The organism is Pantoea sp. AS142, assembly GCF_037152305.1.
Taxonomy (GTDB): domain Bacteria; phylum Pseudomonadota; class Gammaproteobacteria; order Enterobacterales; family Enterobacteriaceae; genus Pantoea.
Genome location: NZ_JBBCMO010000007.1, coordinates 26,649 through 41,884 on the forward strand (window position 1 = coordinate 26,649; position 15,236 = coordinate 41,884).

At 54.8% G+C, this 15,236-nt stretch carries 15 protein-coding genes and 2 pseudogenes; 9 read left to right on the forward strand and 8 right to left on the reverse strand.

Features of this window, described 5'->3' with window-relative positions; translation table 11 throughout:
- Positions 1 to 143 precede the first annotated feature (143 nt).
- Positions 144 to 1,874 carry an arginine--tRNA ligase gene (gene argS / locus WFO64_RS13765; RefSeq protein WP_337012867.1) on the reverse strand — a complete coding sequence of 577 codons (1,731 nt, stop codon included), beginning with the start codon at positions 1,872 to 1,874 and terminating at the stop codon, positions 144 to 146.
- A gap of 213 nt (positions 1,875 to 2,087) precedes the next feature.
- Positions 2,088 to 2,210, reverse strand: a complete 123-nt coding sequence (locus tag WFO64_RS13770; RefSeq protein ID WP_337012546.1) for a hypothetical protein — start codon at positions 2,208 to 2,210, stop codon at positions 2,088 to 2,090.
- A gap of 314 nt (positions 2,211 to 2,524) precedes the next feature.
- Between WFO64_RS13770 and WFO64_RS13775 the strand changes: the two genes are divergently transcribed.
- Positions 2,525 to 3,085 (forward strand): VOC family protein, encoded by a 561-nt coding sequence (locus WFO64_RS13775; protein ID WP_337012548.1) that lies wholly within the window; start codon positions 2,525 to 2,527, stop codon positions 3,083 to 3,085.
- Here the strand turns inward: WFO64_RS13775 and WFO64_RS13780 are convergent.
- Positions 3,082 to 4,227: a MalY/PatB family protein gene (locus tag WFO64_RS13780; RefSeq protein WP_337012550.1), complete on the reverse strand. Its 1,146-nt coding sequence runs from the start codon at positions 4,225 to 4,227 to the stop codon at positions 3,082 to 3,084. The two genes, WFO64_RS13775 and WFO64_RS13780, sit on opposite strands and share 4 nt — an antisense overlap.
- A gap of 85 nt (positions 4,228 to 4,312) precedes the next feature.
- On the opposite strand from WFO64_RS13780, the gene cutC reads away from it, so the two are divergent.
- On the forward strand, positions 4,313 to 5,065 hold the full coding sequence (gene cutC / locus WFO64_RS13785; RefSeq protein WP_337012552.1) for a copper homeostasis protein CutC: 753 nt from the start codon (positions 4,313 to 4,315) through the stop codon (positions 5,063 to 5,065).
- 647 nt (positions 5,066 to 5,712) lie between these two features.
- Positions 5,713 to 6,561: a hypothetical protein gene (locus WFO64_RS13790; protein WP_337012554.1), complete on the forward strand. Its 849-nt coding sequence runs from the start codon at positions 5,713 to 5,715 to the stop codon at positions 6,559 to 6,561.
- On the opposite strand, the pseudogene WFO64_RS13795 reads toward WFO64_RS13790, so the two are convergent.
- Positions 6,509 to 7,014 (reverse strand): annotated as a pseudogene (locus WFO64_RS13795) (hypothetical protein); the annotation flags it as partial. The gene WFO64_RS13790 and the pseudogene WFO64_RS13795 overlap by 53 nt on opposite strands.
- A gap of 3 nt (positions 7,015 to 7,017) precedes the next feature.
- Here WFO64_RS13795 and WFO64_RS13800 point away from each other — a divergent pair.
- Positions 7,018 to 7,422 (forward strand): annotated as a pseudogene (locus WFO64_RS13800) (LysE family translocator); the annotation flags it as partial.
- Between the two features lie 7 nt (positions 7,423 to 7,429).
- Here the strand turns inward: WFO64_RS13800 and cmoB are convergent.
- The 4 genes from cmoB to WFO64_RS13820 form a co-directional block, all read right to left on the reverse strand.
- On the reverse strand, positions 7,430 to 8,398 hold the full coding sequence (gene cmoB / locus WFO64_RS13805; protein ID WP_337012556.1) for a tRNA 5-methoxyuridine(34)/uridine 5-oxyacetic acid(34) synthase CmoB: 969 nt from the start codon (positions 8,396 to 8,398) through the stop codon (positions 7,430 to 7,432).
- Entirely contained in the window at positions 8,395 to 9,123 is a 729-nt protein-coding gene (gene cmoA, locus WFO64_RS13810; RefSeq protein ID WP_337012558.1) for a carboxy-S-adenosyl-L-methionine synthase CmoA, read from the reverse strand. Before cmoA ends, cmoB begins: the two co-directional genes overlap by 4 nt.
- Before the next feature lie 81 nt (positions 9,124 to 9,204).
- Complete coding sequence (locus WFO64_RS13815; protein WP_337012560.1) at positions 9,205 to 9,600, reverse strand: MAPEG family protein; 396 nt, start codon at positions 9,598 to 9,600, stop codon at positions 9,205 to 9,207.
- A 70-nt stretch (positions 9,601 to 9,670) separates the two neighbouring features.
- Positions 9,671 to 10,492: a DUF72 domain-containing protein gene (locus WFO64_RS13820; RefSeq protein WP_337012562.1), complete on the reverse strand. Its 822-nt coding sequence runs from the start codon at positions 10,490 to 10,492 to the stop codon at positions 9,671 to 9,673.
- A 211-nt stretch (positions 10,493 to 10,703) separates the two neighbouring features.
- Here WFO64_RS13820 and aspS point away from each other — a divergent pair, with 211 nt between their 5' ends.
- The 5 genes from aspS to ruvA all read left to right on the forward strand — a co-directional run bounded on the left by aspS (position 10,704) and on the right by ruvA (position 15,229).
- Entirely contained in the window at positions 10,704 to 12,482 is a 1,779-nt protein-coding gene (gene aspS, locus WFO64_RS13825; protein ID WP_337012565.1) for an aspartate--tRNA ligase, read from the forward strand.
- Entirely contained in the window at positions 12,482 to 12,913 is a 432-nt protein-coding gene (nudB, locus tag WFO64_RS13830; RefSeq protein ID WP_337012567.1) for a dihydroneopterin triphosphate diphosphatase, read from the forward strand. Before aspS ends, nudB begins: the two co-directional genes overlap by 1 nt.
- Positions 12,914 to 13,209: 296 nt before the next feature.
- Positions 13,210 to 13,953: a YebC/PmpR family DNA-binding transcriptional regulator gene (locus WFO64_RS13835; protein WP_337012569.1), complete on the forward strand. Its 744-nt coding sequence runs from the start codon at positions 13,210 to 13,212 to the stop codon at positions 13,951 to 13,953.
- 37 nt (positions 13,954 to 13,990) lie between these two features.
- Positions 13,991 to 14,518: a crossover junction endodeoxyribonuclease RuvC gene (ruvC, locus tag WFO64_RS13840; RefSeq protein WP_337012571.1), complete on the forward strand. Its 528-nt coding sequence runs from the start codon at positions 13,991 to 13,993 to the stop codon at positions 14,516 to 14,518.
- A 96-nt stretch (positions 14,519 to 14,614) separates the two neighbouring features.
- Positions 14,615 to 15,229 (forward strand): Holliday junction branch migration protein RuvA, encoded by a 615-nt coding sequence (gene ruvA / locus WFO64_RS13845; protein WP_003849207.1) that lies wholly within the window; start codon positions 14,615 to 14,617, stop codon positions 15,227 to 15,229.
- Positions 15,230 to 15,236 lie beyond the last annotated feature (7 nt).

Genomic DNA, 15,236 nt, shown 5'->3' on the forward strand with positions numbered 1-15,236 from the left:
ACTGCTTTATCGTGGGAAGGTGGCGGCTGATGAGGTGCGCGGCTGCAGATATAACGCCATCCTGCTGCTGAGATATGCGGGGGAGATCAGAAGGGATTAATGAGATCTGCAACGGAGAGGGAAAGCCCTCTCCGTTTCAGCGATTACATGCGCTCGACGGTGTCGATGCCCAGTGTATCCAGACCCTGCTTCAGGGTCTTCGCGGTCAGTGCGGCCAGTTGCAGTCGGCTGAGACGGGTGACTTCTGCTTCTGCGCTGAGAATCGGGCAGTGTTCATAGAATCCGGAGAACAGTCCCGCCAGATCGTAGAGATAGGCACACATCACGTGCGGCGTGCCGTCGCGAGCCACCTGAGTAATCACCTCTTCGAACTGCAGCAGACGCGTGGCCAGCTGCGCTTCGCGCGCTTCGGTGATTACGATCTCTGCGTCCAGCGAATCGGCATCAATGCCCGCCTTGCGGAATACTGACAGCACGCGGGTATAGGCGTACTGCATGTAAGGCGCAGTGTTGCCTTCGAAGGCCAGCATGTTGTCCCAGTCGAAGATGTAGTCGGTGGTGCGGCTTTTTGACAAGTCGGCGTATTTCACCGCACTGATGCCGACCACTTCCGCCAGCATTTTCACTTCCGCTTCGCTCATCTCCGGGTTCTTCTCACGCACCAGCGTGTAGGCACGCTGCCAGGCTTCATCCAGCAGATCGGAGAGCTTGATGGTGCCGCCGCTGCGGGTTTTAAACGGACGGCCATCTTTGCCCAGCATCATGCCAAACGCATGGTGCTCCAGCGGCACAGATTCCGGCACATAACCTGCTTTACGAACAATGGTCCAGGCCTGAACCAGATGCTGATGCTGACGTGAGTCGATGTAATAGAGCACACGATCGGCTTTCAGCGTTTCGTAACGGTATTTCGCACAGGCGATATCAGTGGTGGTGTAGAGGTAGCCGCCATCCTTTTTCTGGATGATAACACCCATCGGCTCACCTTCTTTGTTCTGGAATTCATCCAGGAATACCACGGTTGCGCCTTCGCTCTCGACCGCTAAGCCTTTCTGTTTCAGGTCGGAGACGATGCCCGGCAGCATCGCGTTATACAGGCTTTCACCCATAACATCGTTGCGCGTCAGCGTGACGTTCATACGGTCATAGATTTTCTGGTTCTGATTCATGGTGATGTCGACCAGCTTCTTCCACATCTGGCGGCAATAGTCATCGCCACCCTGTAATTTCACCACATAACTGCGTGCACGCTCGGCAAACTCAGGGTCTTCATCATAGGTGCGTTTGGCTTCACGGTAGAAGCCTTCGAGATCCGCCAGCGCCATCTCTGCATGATCTTCATTCTGCTGCTTTTCCAGGAACGCAATCAGCATACCAAACTGCGTACCCCAGTCGCCAACGTGGTTCGCTCGGATCACGTTATGGCCGAGAAACTCCAGCGTACGTACTGCCGCATCACCAATGATCGTGGAGCGGATATGTCCCACGTGCATCTCTTTTGCAACGTTAGGTGCGGAGTAGTCGACCACGATGGTCTGAGGTTCGGCCAGCTCCACGCCAAGGCGCGGCAAATTCAGCGCTTCACGGGCGTGGCTTGCCAGCCAGTTGTGGTCAAGGAAGATATTGATGAAACCCGGCCCGGCAATTTCAACCTTGCTGGCGATGCCGGTCAGGTCGAGGTGCTGAATCACCGCTTCCGCTAATTGTCGCGGTGCCTGTCCCAGCTTTTTCGCCACGGCCATAATGCCGTTGGCCTGATAGTCTCCAAACTGAACCCGGGCGGATTGACGAACCTGGGGTTCGCAATCGGCGGGTGCGCCGGCTAAAACCATTGCCTGACTGACTTTTGCGGAAAGAAGTGCCTGAATATTCACCGAGTTACCTTCATGTGCTGAGCAATGCCCGAGCTTGCTAAGCCGGGCTGTCATCATCTTGCCTGAGCGCATCGCGTAACGGATAGGCAGAAACGGATGAGGCAGACAAAAACGGAAAAAAATGAGGGGAAAAGTATACGTGAAATGTCAGTGGGCGTCAGTAGTTGGATAAAGCGGGGGAAACAGAGCTGAAGAAGATGTTTCCCTGAAGCGTTAACGACGTCGCAGATGACGGCGTGGGTTCTTTACGCTTTTATCATCACGCACCTTCCAATGGCGGGAAATTGCAAATCCCATCAGTGCGATCAGGACAGCGACAACGATGAGCATAGACATAGAGCCATTCCTTTTGGTTGTGTTAGGTCAAATTTATAGGAAGGCGGGGTGAGCTGCAATTGTTTGCAAATCAAATGAGAGTTATCTTATTGTATTAAAGAATATTAATTAAATCATCAAGTTAGAATGCTTTCATCTAGGAATTCATGGTCCTAAACAGGAGATAAATCCGAAATAAAAAATGTTATTATACGGTTTTGCGTTAAATTTCGGTCCAAATAAGATGAATCTTATCATTTGGTGACGTTCAGCACCCGGCGCACAATCAAACAGACTGATTATAAATACTAAACTAATAGAGAGGAATCGAGGTGGTGGAGAGATCTTTTCCGACAGAATTGGATGATTTAAAGGCAGATTTAGGCCGTTTTGAAGAATCGTTGCAAAATTTTGCGCAGAGACTCGGTGTGTGCCTTAACGATCTCGAAGTGGACCATATCGCAGTACGTTGTCATCAGGACGCGACGGCGATGCGCTGGCAGCTAGGTTTACAGCAGATTGGCACTGAGTTTTCGGCGGCGATGATTAACGGACGGCAGATTTGCCTGTTTAAACTACATGAACCGCTGGTTGTGGCGGGCAGGCAGATTGATGTGGTTGAACTGCCATGGCCGGGTGAAAAGCGTTATCGCCATGAAGGTTGGGAGCATATTGAGGTGGTGTTACGCGGCGATCATCAGACATTGGGCGTACGCGCGATGGCATTACTGTCTGATGCGGCACTGACGCAACCGGGCATTTCATTTAAAACCAGCTCACCGCAGGGCGAGAATGAGCGTCTGCCCAATCCCACCCTGGCGGTAACGGATGGGCAGACGACAATCAAGTTTCATCCGTGGCGACTGGAGGAAATTGTCGCCAGCGAGCAGAACTAAATCCGGGCGGCTACCGCGCGCTTCAGGCGCGCAACGGCCTCATCCAGCAGCGCGCGGGTACAGCCAAAATTCAGCCGGACAAACTGGTCATCACCAAATTCACGTCCGGCGGTTAAGCCGAGTCCGTGCTTCTCAAAATAGAGGGCAGGGCTGGCCACACCCAGCGCGCTGGCGTCGATCCAGGCCAGGTAGGTTGCTTCTGGCGCGGCGACTGACAGGCCGGTCATTTTATTGACCTGAGATATCAGCCAGTCACGATTACTGCGCAGATAGACATTCTGCGCCTTCAGCCATGGCCCACCGTCGCGCCATGCCGCTGCCGCTGCCGTGAGTGCCAGGATATCGACATCCGGTACAATTCCGCGTCGCAACCGGTTAAAGCGCGCGCGTAACCCGGCGTTAGGTATGATGGCGATGGACGCCCCCAGACCCGCAATATTAAAGCTTTTGGAGGGCGACATCAGCGTCACACTGCGCTGAGCAGCATCCTCACTCAGTGAAGCAAACGGAATGTGCTGAATGCCCGGCTCCAGCAGCAGATCGCTGTGGATCTCGTCGGAACAGACAATTAAATTGTGCTTCTGCGCAAATTCCAGTTGTGCCTGCAGTTCCTCGCGGCGATAGACGGTGCCGCCCGGATTCTGCGGATTACACAGCATGAGCAGCCGCTCTTTACCGCCAATCTGACTTTCAGCCGCATCCATATCCAGCAGCCAGCGTCCCTGTTGCAGCATCAGCGGCAGATTGACCTGACCCCGTTCTGCCAGTTTCGCCGCACCGCGAAACGGCGGATAGATTGGCGTCGGAGTAACCGTAAGCTCGTCAGGTGCAGTAAAGGCTCGCACGGCGAGATTCAGACCGCTCACAACGCCTGGCAAAACCACAATCCATTCAGGATTAACGTGCCACTGATAGCGTGAGGCGAGCCACGCAATCGCGCTGTCGATAAACTCAACGGGCGTGTCGCCATAGCCGAAAATCCCATGTTCGGCGCGGTTTTTAATCGCATCAATCACACAGTCAGGCGATCGAAAATCCGTATCGGCCACCCACAACGGTAGAATGTCCTGGTCCGCATATTTGTTCCATTTAAGGCTATCGCTGTGACGACGGTCTATCCGTTGGTCGAAATTGAATGCCATAGTTAACTTTCCCGGTAAACTCATTCCAGCAGCCAGACTAACTGATGAATCTGCCTTGAACCAGAGTCATGTAAAGGAGAAGAGAATGACCACACTGGAAATTTGCTGCTATGGCGTGGATTGCGCCGTGACTGCACAGCAGGCGGGTGCCGATCGGGTTGAACTTTGTGCCGCACCGCGCGAAGGCGGCCTCACCCCGTCGGCGGGGATGTTGAATGCCGCCCGCCGCGAGGTTTCGATTCCGGTTCATCCAATCGTCCGGCCACGTGGTGGTGATTTTTGTTACACCGCGCGCGAATTTGAAGCGATGAAATCGGACGTGGCATTTATCCGCGAACTCGGTTTTCCCGGTCTGGTGATCGGGATGCTGGATGAGGACGCCCACATTCATCATGGCCAGATGCGGCAAATTATGGCGTTGTGTGACGGCCTGTCCGTGACTTTTCATCGCGCCTTTGATCTCTGTCACAGCCCAAAGCGCGCGCTGGAAGCGTTAACGGATTTGGGTGTGGCGCGTATTCTGACATCTGGTCAGCAGCAGAGTGCTGAAAACGGAATTGCATTACTCAGGGAACTAAATGAGGCCAGTACCGGTCCTATCATTATGGCGGGTGCCGGAGTTCGCCTCAGCAACCTGCAAAAGTTTCTCGACATGGGTATTGATGAGGTTCACAGCTCGGCCAGTCACCTGATGGCATCGCCGATGCGCTACCGCAAAGCGGGTGTCTCCATGTGTTCAGAAGCCGAAACCGACGAGTTCAGCCGCTACAGTGTAGATGGCGATGTGGTTGAGGCGATGAAAAGCGTGATGCAGATGAGCACCGTTCGGGTCGCCTGAACCACAACAGATTTTGCCGCGCAGCACGCCGATCATTGACGTGGTGTTTGCAAGTACCAAACCCCAGTATGCTTGCTGGGGTTCTTTTTATATAAAACAAAGGGTTAAGATAAAAAAGGGGACTCATGGGCTCCGAAGTGTTGCGAAAATAGCTCATGAATGGCGTGCATAACGTTTAATTTTCACTGTTGAGCGTTGTCCTGGCCCGGGTCAGAAACCCCGTTATGTTTCGCCCCATCAGTAACCCTGACAGAAAACATCGCTGCCAGCTGCACGCGAGACATTGCGAGTTGAAGTCCACTGTCCATAACGATTAAATCTCGAAAAAATTCATTTCCTGAATGAATAATCTCTGATTAGCCCCCGATTTAGCAGGCACTGGTTTGACTGGATTGACCCACGACATAGCCCCGTAAAGCTGGGTCTATTCAGTCTGCTAAAGAATCATCTTCCCTTGCAACCCTTTATTCAGTCAATGTCATTCTGGGCTTTCAGGCCCCCGCGCCCAAATAACGCGCGTTATCCGTGACGCTGGTCGTGTGCCGTATCGCCTGCTAAAAGTCGACGCAGGCTGAAATCTTCGTAGATTGCTGTTGTTCACCACCGCAGCGTTTACACTGAATGCAACGTCGCCTGGAATTTACCCTATGAACCACAATCAGATTCTTTCCATAAGCCTGATGTTGACTGCTTTCTGCAGTGGCAGCGCTGAAGCCAGCGCATGCAGCCCGAACAACGCTGCCGTTGCTAACAGCAATAACCTGATTCTGCTGGGTGGTAATGCTAAAGGCGCGGTGAAGCAGGTGATTGCGGGTGAGTTTGGCAAAGATGTGAACTCGCAAAAGCGGGTGCTGGGGCAGTTTGACACCTGTGGCGATCTGACGGTCGCCGACGTCAGCTATGACAAAAGTGAGCACAACCTGATCCTCAGTATGGAGCAACATATTGCACGGGTGCAGGGCGGCTGGGTGGCGGAATATGCCTATCTGGTAAAAGTATTGAAAGAGGGCAAAGAGGTGGTGGTGGATAACCGACAGGGAACGATTAACTGGCAGAAAGGCCAGCATGGCACTATCACCAGCGCCTCCGATAGGTATACCAGTATGGGTAAAAGCGGTTTTACCGACACCACCTATCGCTATGATCGCCAGCTTCGGCTGGAGATGAGCGTGGCGCGCGGCACAGATCCGCTGACCAACGGTGAATTTCATTACCACTGGAACCCGCAGGGTCTGGTGACGCGCACCACATCACCCCGGGGCACCGACGATTACACCTACGATCCCCAATGGCGTGAAATGCGGCTCAACGGCTCGGCGACCACACCGCTGAGCACTATCCGGTCGGTAGATGAGTGTCAGTCCTGGGATGAGGTCGGCAACTGTACCCTGAGCTACCTGCATGAGACCGAAATCTTCACGCGTGGCACCATAGAACGCCATCTCAGTTCAGCCTACAAGTATGAGTACTGGGACCAGCCTGTGGCGGAAGAGTAACAGGCGATCCGATGATCGCCTTTTGTGAGGGCGATTTCACCGTCTGGCTTAAGGTATCCAGCGCCAGCAGGGGGTGGGCAATTTCTTCAGGTGAAAAAGGGGGACTGAGGTTTTTCAGCTTATCCACCTCGCTGTTCGCCAGTGCTCCCCCTTTCACCCGATTTTCCCGGTTTTCATTTTCCAGATGCAGCTTCCGGAACGCGGGCGGCATGGTGATCTGGCGATAGAAACGAATATAGCGCGCAATGTCCTCATCCCGACGCGGCTCAGGTACCCTCTGCGTCAGTGTGCCATAGGCGACTTTCTCGCCTTGGGTCAGACGGTGGATGTCGCCATCTCAAGCACCGCTTCCACTGCGGGCGTTACCCTTTTTTTGGTGACGGTGACACAGGCGCTGTAACCCCATGTAAGAAGCGTTTCTTCACAGGCACGGGCAATCGCGAGTCCGGCCAGTAACTGCTGAAGTGGATGGGTACGGCCCGGCTGCTCTGGCTCGGTATCAGGCTGTTGATTAAACCGCGCCAGCAGCCCGATGTCATTGCAGAGCCGTCCTCGCTGCAGCAGGGTTACCTGGCCTGTTTCTGCCGGGGATTACTGGGGAACTTATTGAATCCGAAAGCCAACGTGTTTTACGTCTCCTTGCCGCCACAGTTTAGTCCGGCGGGGGCGTCAGTGGCGTTCTGGTGAAGTCTGATGGCGCCGGCACACATGCTGCTGGGTCTGGTCTGGAATGCGGCCCTGATCGGCGTTAGCCGCTATTTCGCCGGTCATCTGCGAAAGCCGCGGATAGTGAAGGTAATGGATCGCCTGACCCGCTGTGTAATTATTGGATTTGCGGCGAAACGGGCGCTGTCTCGCCGCGGAGGCATTAAGGTTTGGTGGCGACCAGCACGGCGCGCAGGGGAGCCGGGTAGCCCTCGATCGTTTTGCTGGGGTCATCGGGATCGAGGAATTCCGCCAGAGACTCGCTGGTCATCCAGTCAGTACGGCGTTGCTCTTCGGTGGTGGTTCGGGCGAAATCGACAATCCGCACGTCGACAAAGCCGCTTTTTTCCAGCCAGCTCTTCAGCGCTTCAGCTGACGGAATAAAGAAAACATTGCGCATCTGCGCATAGCGCTCACCCGGCACCAGCACCTGATTCACATCGCCCTCAATCACCAGCGTCTCCAGCACCAGTTCGCCTCCGCTCACCAGCTGATTCTTAAGCTGTAACAGATGGTCCAGTGGCGAACGACGATGATAGAGCACACCCATTGAGAACACGGTATCGAACGCCTGTAACACCGGTAACTGCTCAATGCCCAGCGGCAGCATATGCGCCCGGCGATCATCGTTCAGCAGCTTGCGTACCGCTTCGAACTGCACCAGAAACAATTGCATTGGATCGATGCCGACCACCAGATGCGCACCTGCTCCTATCATCCGCCACATGTGATAACCGCTGCCACAGCCGACATCCAGCACTGTGCGGCCCGCCAGCGGAGAAATGTGCGGTATCACGCGCTCCCACTTCCAGTCAGATCGCCACTCGGTGTTAATGTGGGTGCCATAAAGGAAATAAGGCCCTTTGCGCCACGGCATCAGATTGCGCAGTAATTTCTTAATGCCCTGACGATGGCGATCGCTGATGTCATCGCGGTCGGCGGTAACGCTGTGCAGCAGGTCAAGCTTTTGAGGCTCCAGCTGCGGCAGATATTCCAGCGATTTATACCAGTCGCGAAAGTGACCATGCAGATTTTCACGCTGCCATTCGCTGATTTGTGCTGGTAAGACTTCCAGCCACTTCGCCAGCGGGCCCACCGCAATTTGCTGATAAAAACGGCCAAAGTCGATCATTTCAACGCCACCAGTGAACCAAAATTAAAGCACTGGAACCAGAGTTCGGCGTGCGAGAAACCGGCCTGTTTCAGGCGGGCTTTATGAGCTTCAACGCTGTCAGTCAGCATCACATTTTCCAGCATGCTGCGTTTCTGACTGATTTCCAGTTCGCTGTAACCGTTGGCGCGCTTAAAGTCGTGATGCATATTGAATAACAGTTCACCGACCTCGGCATCTTCAAAACTGAACTTCTCGGACAGCACCAGCGCACCGCCCGGTCTGAGTCCCTGCCAGATCTTTTCCAGCAGCGCCAGACGTGCAGGTGGCTCCAGAAACTGCAGTGTGAAATTGAGCACCACCAGCGAGGCGTTCTCAATCTCAATGTCGCGGATATCTGCTTCCAGTACCGTGACCGGCGTATCAGCGCGAAACGCATCCAGATGACGACGGCAGCGCTCGACCATCGCCGGGGAGTTATCCACCGCGATGATCTGGCAACCCGGTACATGAATATTGCGGCGCACTGACAGAGTGGCCGCACCCAGCGAGCAGCCCAGGTCATAAACCTTGCTGTCCGGAGTAACAAAACGTTCTGCCAGCATGCCAATCATCGAAATGATGTTGGAGTAGCCCGGCACCGAGCGCTGAATCATGTCAGGAAAGACTTCAGCTACGCGCTCGTCAAAAGTCCAGTCGCCCAGTTTTGCAATGGGCGCTGAGAAGAGTTGATCGCGGTCAGACATATCGAAAATCCGAAGAGACGACGGAAAGGGCGCTATTCTCGCAGAAAGTGGGGCGGGCTGCACCCCTTAACCCAGGCTGGTTTAATGAAGCGTCAGCACCAGTTCCCACGGCAGGTAGATCAGGTTAAAAATCACCATGCCGCACAGTGAAAACAGCGTCAGCATCATGCCATATTTGCGGCCTGCCATCGCGCTGCTGCGTAACCCCCAGGCGTGCAGCAGTCGGCTAATGAAAAACAGCAGGGCAGTGAGATGTACCATCCAGATATCGGCGCCGTTCATCTCCATCATTATCAACAGCAGCAGCGCCAGCGGAATGGTTTCGATAGCATTACCGTGGATACGAATCGCCATTTTCAAATCGTGATAGCCGCCATCGCCATACGCCACACGATAGAAACGGCGGTAGCGCACCACGTCCAGCGTGAATTTCATCACCAGTAATGCACCCAACACGACGTATAACGCGCTAATCATAGCCACTCCTGCGACTGTCCATAATGGTTCTATTTTAACGGGCGTGTCGCCCGCCATGCGGTGCCGTCACTTAAAACAGTGACGTCTGTTGCGGCCAGTCCGGTCCATTGCCAATAGCCGGAGCGATCTGCTGCAACTGCGGCCATAACGCCTGCACCAGTGGAAAAACCTGGCCCATATCGGGCGTGTGCAGAAACAGCATGGCGTCCCCCTGTTGCTGCCACTCAGCCAGTTTAGAGCGCCAGATCTGAAACAGCGGCACGCTCTCTTCCACGCTGTCGCTACCGATAAAACGTACCATTGGCTGTGAGCCGGTTCGCAGTGCGTGGGGCGGCACCCGGGGCTTCTGCGAGCGGGCTAACAGCGCGGCAGGACTTAGCGAGGTGGAGGCGTGAACTGGACGGCTGTCGAGCATCACGCGATTGATGCCACGCGCCAGCAGGCCGCGATTCAGCGCCCGCTCTGCCTCTCCCTTCGCAAAGAAAGCCGGATGGCGGACTTCGACACCATAAGTAAATCGGCGCGGCAGGCTATCCAGAAAACGCCACAGGTCGTTAAGCTGTGCCGGGGAGAAGCTGGCTGGTAGCTGCAGCCAGTACTGACCGATGCGATCGGCCAGCGGCTCCATCAGGCGAAGAAAATCGGTCAGCAGATCGTCACTGTGCTGCAGCGCCCCCTGATGGCTGATGGTATTGGGAAACTTGAAGCAGAAGCGAAACGCATCATGCGTCATATCGCGCCAGCGCATGACCGTTTCCGCATTCGGCAGTGCATAAAGCGTGGTATTTCCCTCTACACAGTGGAAGTAACGGGCATAGTCCGCCAGGCTCTCGATACCCCAGCGTTTCCAGTGTGAATGCTGCCACTGGGGCAGGCCAATACGAAGTGTCACATGCGCTCCTCGCTGCGGGTTAGGATACCCTATTATCCGCTATGGTCAGGCAGGGGGGCAAATGCAGACAGGAAATCCGCGCTTTGGCGCGGATCTGCTTATCCTGCCTGGCTTTTTCCATTATAATGGCCGCCATTTTTGCGACAGCATCGCATAAGGTAACGCGGCCGGATGCTGTCAGCTGCAGCGGCGAAGTTAAAAGGATAGTGTTATGCGTACAGAATATTGCGGACAGCTCAATCTGTCTCATGTGGGCCAGCAAGTCACGCTTTGCGGCTGGGTAAACCGTCGTCGCGATCTGGGCAGTTTGATTTTTATCGATATGCGCGACCGTGAAGGCATCGTGCAGGTGTTTTTTGATCCCGATCGCCAGGACGCCTTCAAGCTGGCTTCTGAACTGCGTAATGAATTCTGCATCCAGATCACTGGTACCGTTCGTGCGCGTGATGAGAAGAACAAAAACAGCGACATGGCGACCGGTGAAGTCGAAGTGTTTGCCCAGGCGCTGACCATCATCAACCGCTCGGAGCCACTGCCGCTGGACTCGAATCAGACCAACAGCGAAGAAGCGCGCCTGAAATACCGCTATCTGGATCTGCGCCGCCCGGAGATGGTAACCCGACTGAAAACCCGCGCAAAAATCACCAGCTTTGTCCGTCGCTTTATGGATGATGAAGGCTTCCTGGACATCGAAACCCCGATGCTGACCAAAGCGACGCCTGAAGGCGCGCGCGACTATCTGGTGCCAAGCCGGGTACACAAAGGCAAATTCTATGCGCTGCCGCAGTCACCTCAGCTCTTCAAACAGCTGCTGATGATGTCCGGTTTTGACCGCTACTATCAGATCGTTAAATGCTTCCGCGATGAAGATTTACGTGCTGATCGTCAGCCAGAATTTACCCAGATCGACGTGGAAACCTCTTTTATGACCGCGCCACAGGTGCGTGAAATCATGGAACGTTTAATCCGCAATCTGTGGCAGGACGTGCAGGGCGTTGATCTCGGCGAGTTCCCGCAGATGACCTTTGCGGAAGCAATGCATCGCTACGGTTCCGATAAGCCGGATCTGCGTAACCCGATGGAGCTGGTGGACGTCGGCTGTCTGCTGAAAAACGTGGAGTTTCAGGTCTTCTCTGGCCCGGCCAACGATGAAAAAGGCCGTGTTGCCGCGCTGCGCGTGCCGACCGGTGCCCAGCTGAGTCGTAAGCAGATTGATGAATATGGCAAGTTCGTCGAGATTTACGGTGCGAAAGGGCTGGCGTGGATGAAAGTTAACGTCCGTGCCAACGGCCTGGAAGGCGTGCAGAGTCCGGTTGCTAAGTTCCTGAATGCAGAGATCGTGGAAGGCATTCTGAGCCGCACCGGTGCACAGGATGGCGACATTATCTTCTTTGGCGCCGATCGCGCCAAAGTAGTCGCAGATGCACTGGGTGCGCTACGTCTTAAAGTGGGCCGCGAGCTGAACATCACCGATGAGAAAGCCTGGGCACCGCTGTGGGTGATCGACTTCCCAATGTTCGAAGAGGACGAGGAAGGCGGTCTGGCCGCGATGCACCATCCGTTCACGGCGCCAAAAGAGATGAGCGCAGAAGAACTGGCCGCTGATCCAACCCGTGCCGTGGCGAATGCCTATGACATGGTGATCAACGGTTATGAAGTGGGCGGCGGTTCAGTGCGTATCCACAATGGCAAAATGCAGCAGACGGTGTTCAGTATTCTGGGTATTGAAGAGCATGAGCAGCGCGAGAAGTTTGGCTTCCTGCTGGATGCGCTGAAGTTCGGTACGCCTCCACATGCGGGCCTGGCCTTTGGCCTGGATCGCCTGACCATGTTGCTGACCGGCACCGATAATATTCGTGACGTAATCGCGTTCCCGAAAACCACAGCGGCAGCCTGCATGATGACCGAAGCGCCAAGCGAAGCAAATCCTGCTTCCCTGCTGGAGCTGGGTATTCAGGTGGTGAAAAAAGAAAAATCTGAGAATAAATAATGGGCTATAAACACCCGGTTTCAGTGCTGGTCGTTATTTCGGCGCGCGACACTGGCCGGGTGTTAATGCTGCAGCGGCGTGACGACCCTTCGTTCTGGCAGTCGGTGACCGGCAGCCTGGAGGCAGGAGAGTCACCACTAACGACTGCGTGTCGTGAAGTGAATGAGGAGATCGGCATCGATGTGCTGGCCGAGCAGCTGGAGGTGGAAGATTGTCAGCGTCAAATTGACTTTGAAATCTTTCCCCATTTCCGCCATCGCTATGCGCCTGATGTCACCCATAATCACGAGCACTGGTTTCGCCTGCAATTGCCGGAAGAGCGTGATGTAACGCTCACCGAGCACCTGGCGTTTCGCTGGCTGACACCTGCTGACGCTGCGGCATTAACCCGATCATGGAGTAACCGCCAGGCAATTGAAGAATTTATCTGAATGCTCGCCACCGCCCGGTATTCCGGCGGCGAATAGATTACATTTTATGAATCTGGTGAGTTTTAACCGGACTAAACCAACATATTGAATAGTCAGGCTTAATCGGTGCTGCGAGGTTGTCCGCCGCCAGCGAGACGTCGCCAGCGTACGCGTGTACGTGAGGCTGACTCGCGAAGCTCACCCACCGGGCCGCCCTTAAGGCGTACAGGTTATAAACAACCGGTATGAGTCGTGTCGGAGGACAGGATCGCAGCGAGGATAGCCTGCACCCTGTAAAAGATCGGAGAAAACAGAAAATGGCAGGACATAGTAAGTGGGCAAACACCAAACACCGTAAGGCGGCGCAGGACGCTAAGCGCGGTAAAATCTTCACCAAAATCATTCGTGAACTGGTGACGGCCGCCAAGCTGGGCGGCGGGGATCCGGGCTCAAACCCGCGACTGCGTGCCGCAATGGACAAAGCGCTGGCGAACAACATGACACGCGACACCATGGATCGCGCTATCGCGCGCGGTGTCGGTGGCGATGACAACGCCAACATGGAAACCATCATCTATGAAGGCTACGGTCCTGGCGGCTCAGCTATCATGATTGAATGCCTGAGTGATAACCGTAACCGCACGGTGGGCGAAGTACGTCACGCCTTTACCAAAACTGGCGGCAACCTCGGCACCGATGGCTCCGTGGCTTATCTGTTTAACAAGAAAGGCGTGATCTCCTATGCGCCGGGTCAGGATGAAGATGCGGTGATGGAAGCAGCGCTGGAAGCGGGTGCCGAAGATGTGGTCAGTTATGACGACGGCGCGATGGATGTTTTCACCGCGTGGGAAGAAATGGGCACAGTGCGTGATGCATTGGAAGCGCTCGGCTTGAAGGCGGATACCGCAGAAGTGGCGATGATCCCGACCACTAAAGCAGAAATGGATGCGGAAACCGCACCTAAACTGCTGCGCCTGATCGACATGCTGGAAGATTGCGACGATGTGCAGGAAGTCTATCACAACGGTGAAATCTCCGACGAGGTGGCGGAAACGCTGTAATGGCGTCTACCGTAATCACTTTAACCAGAGAGGCGTCATGTCGATTATCCTGGGTATCGATCCCGGCTCACGCATCACCGGTTATGGTGTTATTCGTCAGACCGGCCGCCAGCTCACGTACCTGGGCAGCGGCTGTATCCGTACCAATACCACCGAGTTGCCCGCCCGCCTGAAGCTGATTTATGCAGGCGTCTGTGAAATCATTACTCAGTTTTCACCCGATTACTTCGCCATTGAACAGGTGTTTATGGCGAAGAATGCAGACTCGGCGCTGAAGCTGGGGCAGGCGCGCGGTTCCGCGATTGTTGCTGCGGTTAATCACGATTTGCCGGTGTTTGAGTACGCCGCGCGCCAGGTTAAACAGACCGTGGTTGGCATCGGCAGCGCCGAGAAAAGTCAGGTGCAGCACATGGTGCGGACCCTGCTGAAGCTGGAGGCTAACCCGCAGGCGGATGCCGCCGATGCGCTGGCAATTGCGATCACGCACTGTCACGTGGCGCAGAATGCGGCGCGTATGAGCGACAGCAAGCTGGTGTTAACGCGCGGACGTTTGCGCTCGGGTTAGGCCGTGTGTCTCAGGTTTCACTTTCAGGCTGGATATTCATCCAGCCTTTTTTATGTTATAAAATCCGCCACATTCGTCAGTTAAGGAAGCATTCAGGTGATAGGTCGTTTACGGGGCAATATTCTGGAAAAGCAGCCGCCACTGGTGCTGCTTGAGGCACACGGCGTAGGCTATGAAATTTATATGCCCATGACCTGTTTTTATGAGTTGCCTGAACTTCAGCACGAAGCGGTGATTTTTACCCACTTTGTGGTGCGTGAAGATGCTCAGCTGCTGTTTGGTTTTAACAGCAAGCAGGAGCGTGCGCTGTTTCGCGAATTGATCAAAGTGAATGGTGTCGGACCCAAGCTGGCACTGGCGATCCTCTCCGGCATGTCAGCGCAGCAGTTTGTCACTGCGGTGGAAAAAGAGGAGATCGCGTCGCTGGTGAAACTGCCAGGTGTGGGCAAAAAGACCGCCGAGCGTCTGGTGGTCGAGATGAAGGACCGCTTCAAAGGGATGCACGGCGATCTGTTTGGCGGCGATTCTGCCTTTACGCTCACCACGCCGAGTGCAGAGCCGGAAACCAACGATGCGGAATCCGAAGCGGTTGCAGCGCTGGTATCACTGGGTTATAAACCGCAGGAAGCCAGCCGTATGATCAGCAAAGTGGGTCGACCGGATGCGGATTGCGAAACGCTAATCCGAGAAGCGCTTCGCGCCGCCATTTGAGGTAAGT

Bases quoted from the DNA above. Each gene is read 5' to 3' on its own strand.
- WFO64_RS13770 (WP_337012546.1), bottom strand. From the start codon at position 2,210: ATGTCTATGCTCATCGTTGTCGCTGTCCTGATCGCACTGATGGGATTT.
- WFO64_RS13780 (WP_337012550.1), bottom strand. From the start codon at position 4,227: ATGGCATTCAATTTCGACCAACGGATAGACCGTCGTCACAGCGATAGC.
- cutC (WP_337012552.1), top strand. From the start codon at position 4,313: ATGACCACACTGGAAATTTGCTGCTATGGCGTGGATTGCGCCGTGACT.
- WFO64_RS13790 (WP_337012554.1), top strand. From the start codon at position 5,713: ATGAACCACAATCAGATTCTTTCCATAAGCCTGATGTTGACTGCTTTC.
- cmoB (WP_337012556.1), bottom strand. From the start codon at position 8,398: ATGATCGACTTTGGCCGTTTTTATCAGCAAATTGCGGTGGGCCCGCTG.
- cmoA (WP_337012558.1), bottom strand. From the start codon at position 9,123: ATGTCTGACCGCGATCAACTCTTCTCAGCGCCCATTGCAAAACTGGGC.
- WFO64_RS13815 (WP_337012560.1), bottom strand. From the start codon at position 9,600: ATGATTAGCGCGTTATACGTCGTGTTGGGTGCATTACTGGTGATGAAA.
- aspS (WP_337012565.1), top strand. From the start codon at position 10,704: ATGCGTACAGAATATTGCGGACAGCTCAATCTGTCTCATGTGGGCCAG.
- nudB (WP_337012567.1), top strand. From the start codon at position 12,482: ATGGGCTATAAACACCCGGTTTCAGTGCTGGTCGTTATTTCGGCGCGC.
- WFO64_RS13835 (WP_337012569.1), top strand. From the start codon at position 13,210: ATGGCAGGACATAGTAAGTGGGCAAACACCAAACACCGTAAGGCGGCG.
- ruvC (WP_337012571.1), top strand. From the start codon at position 13,991: ATGTCGATTATCCTGGGTATCGATCCCGGCTCACGCATCACCGGTTAT.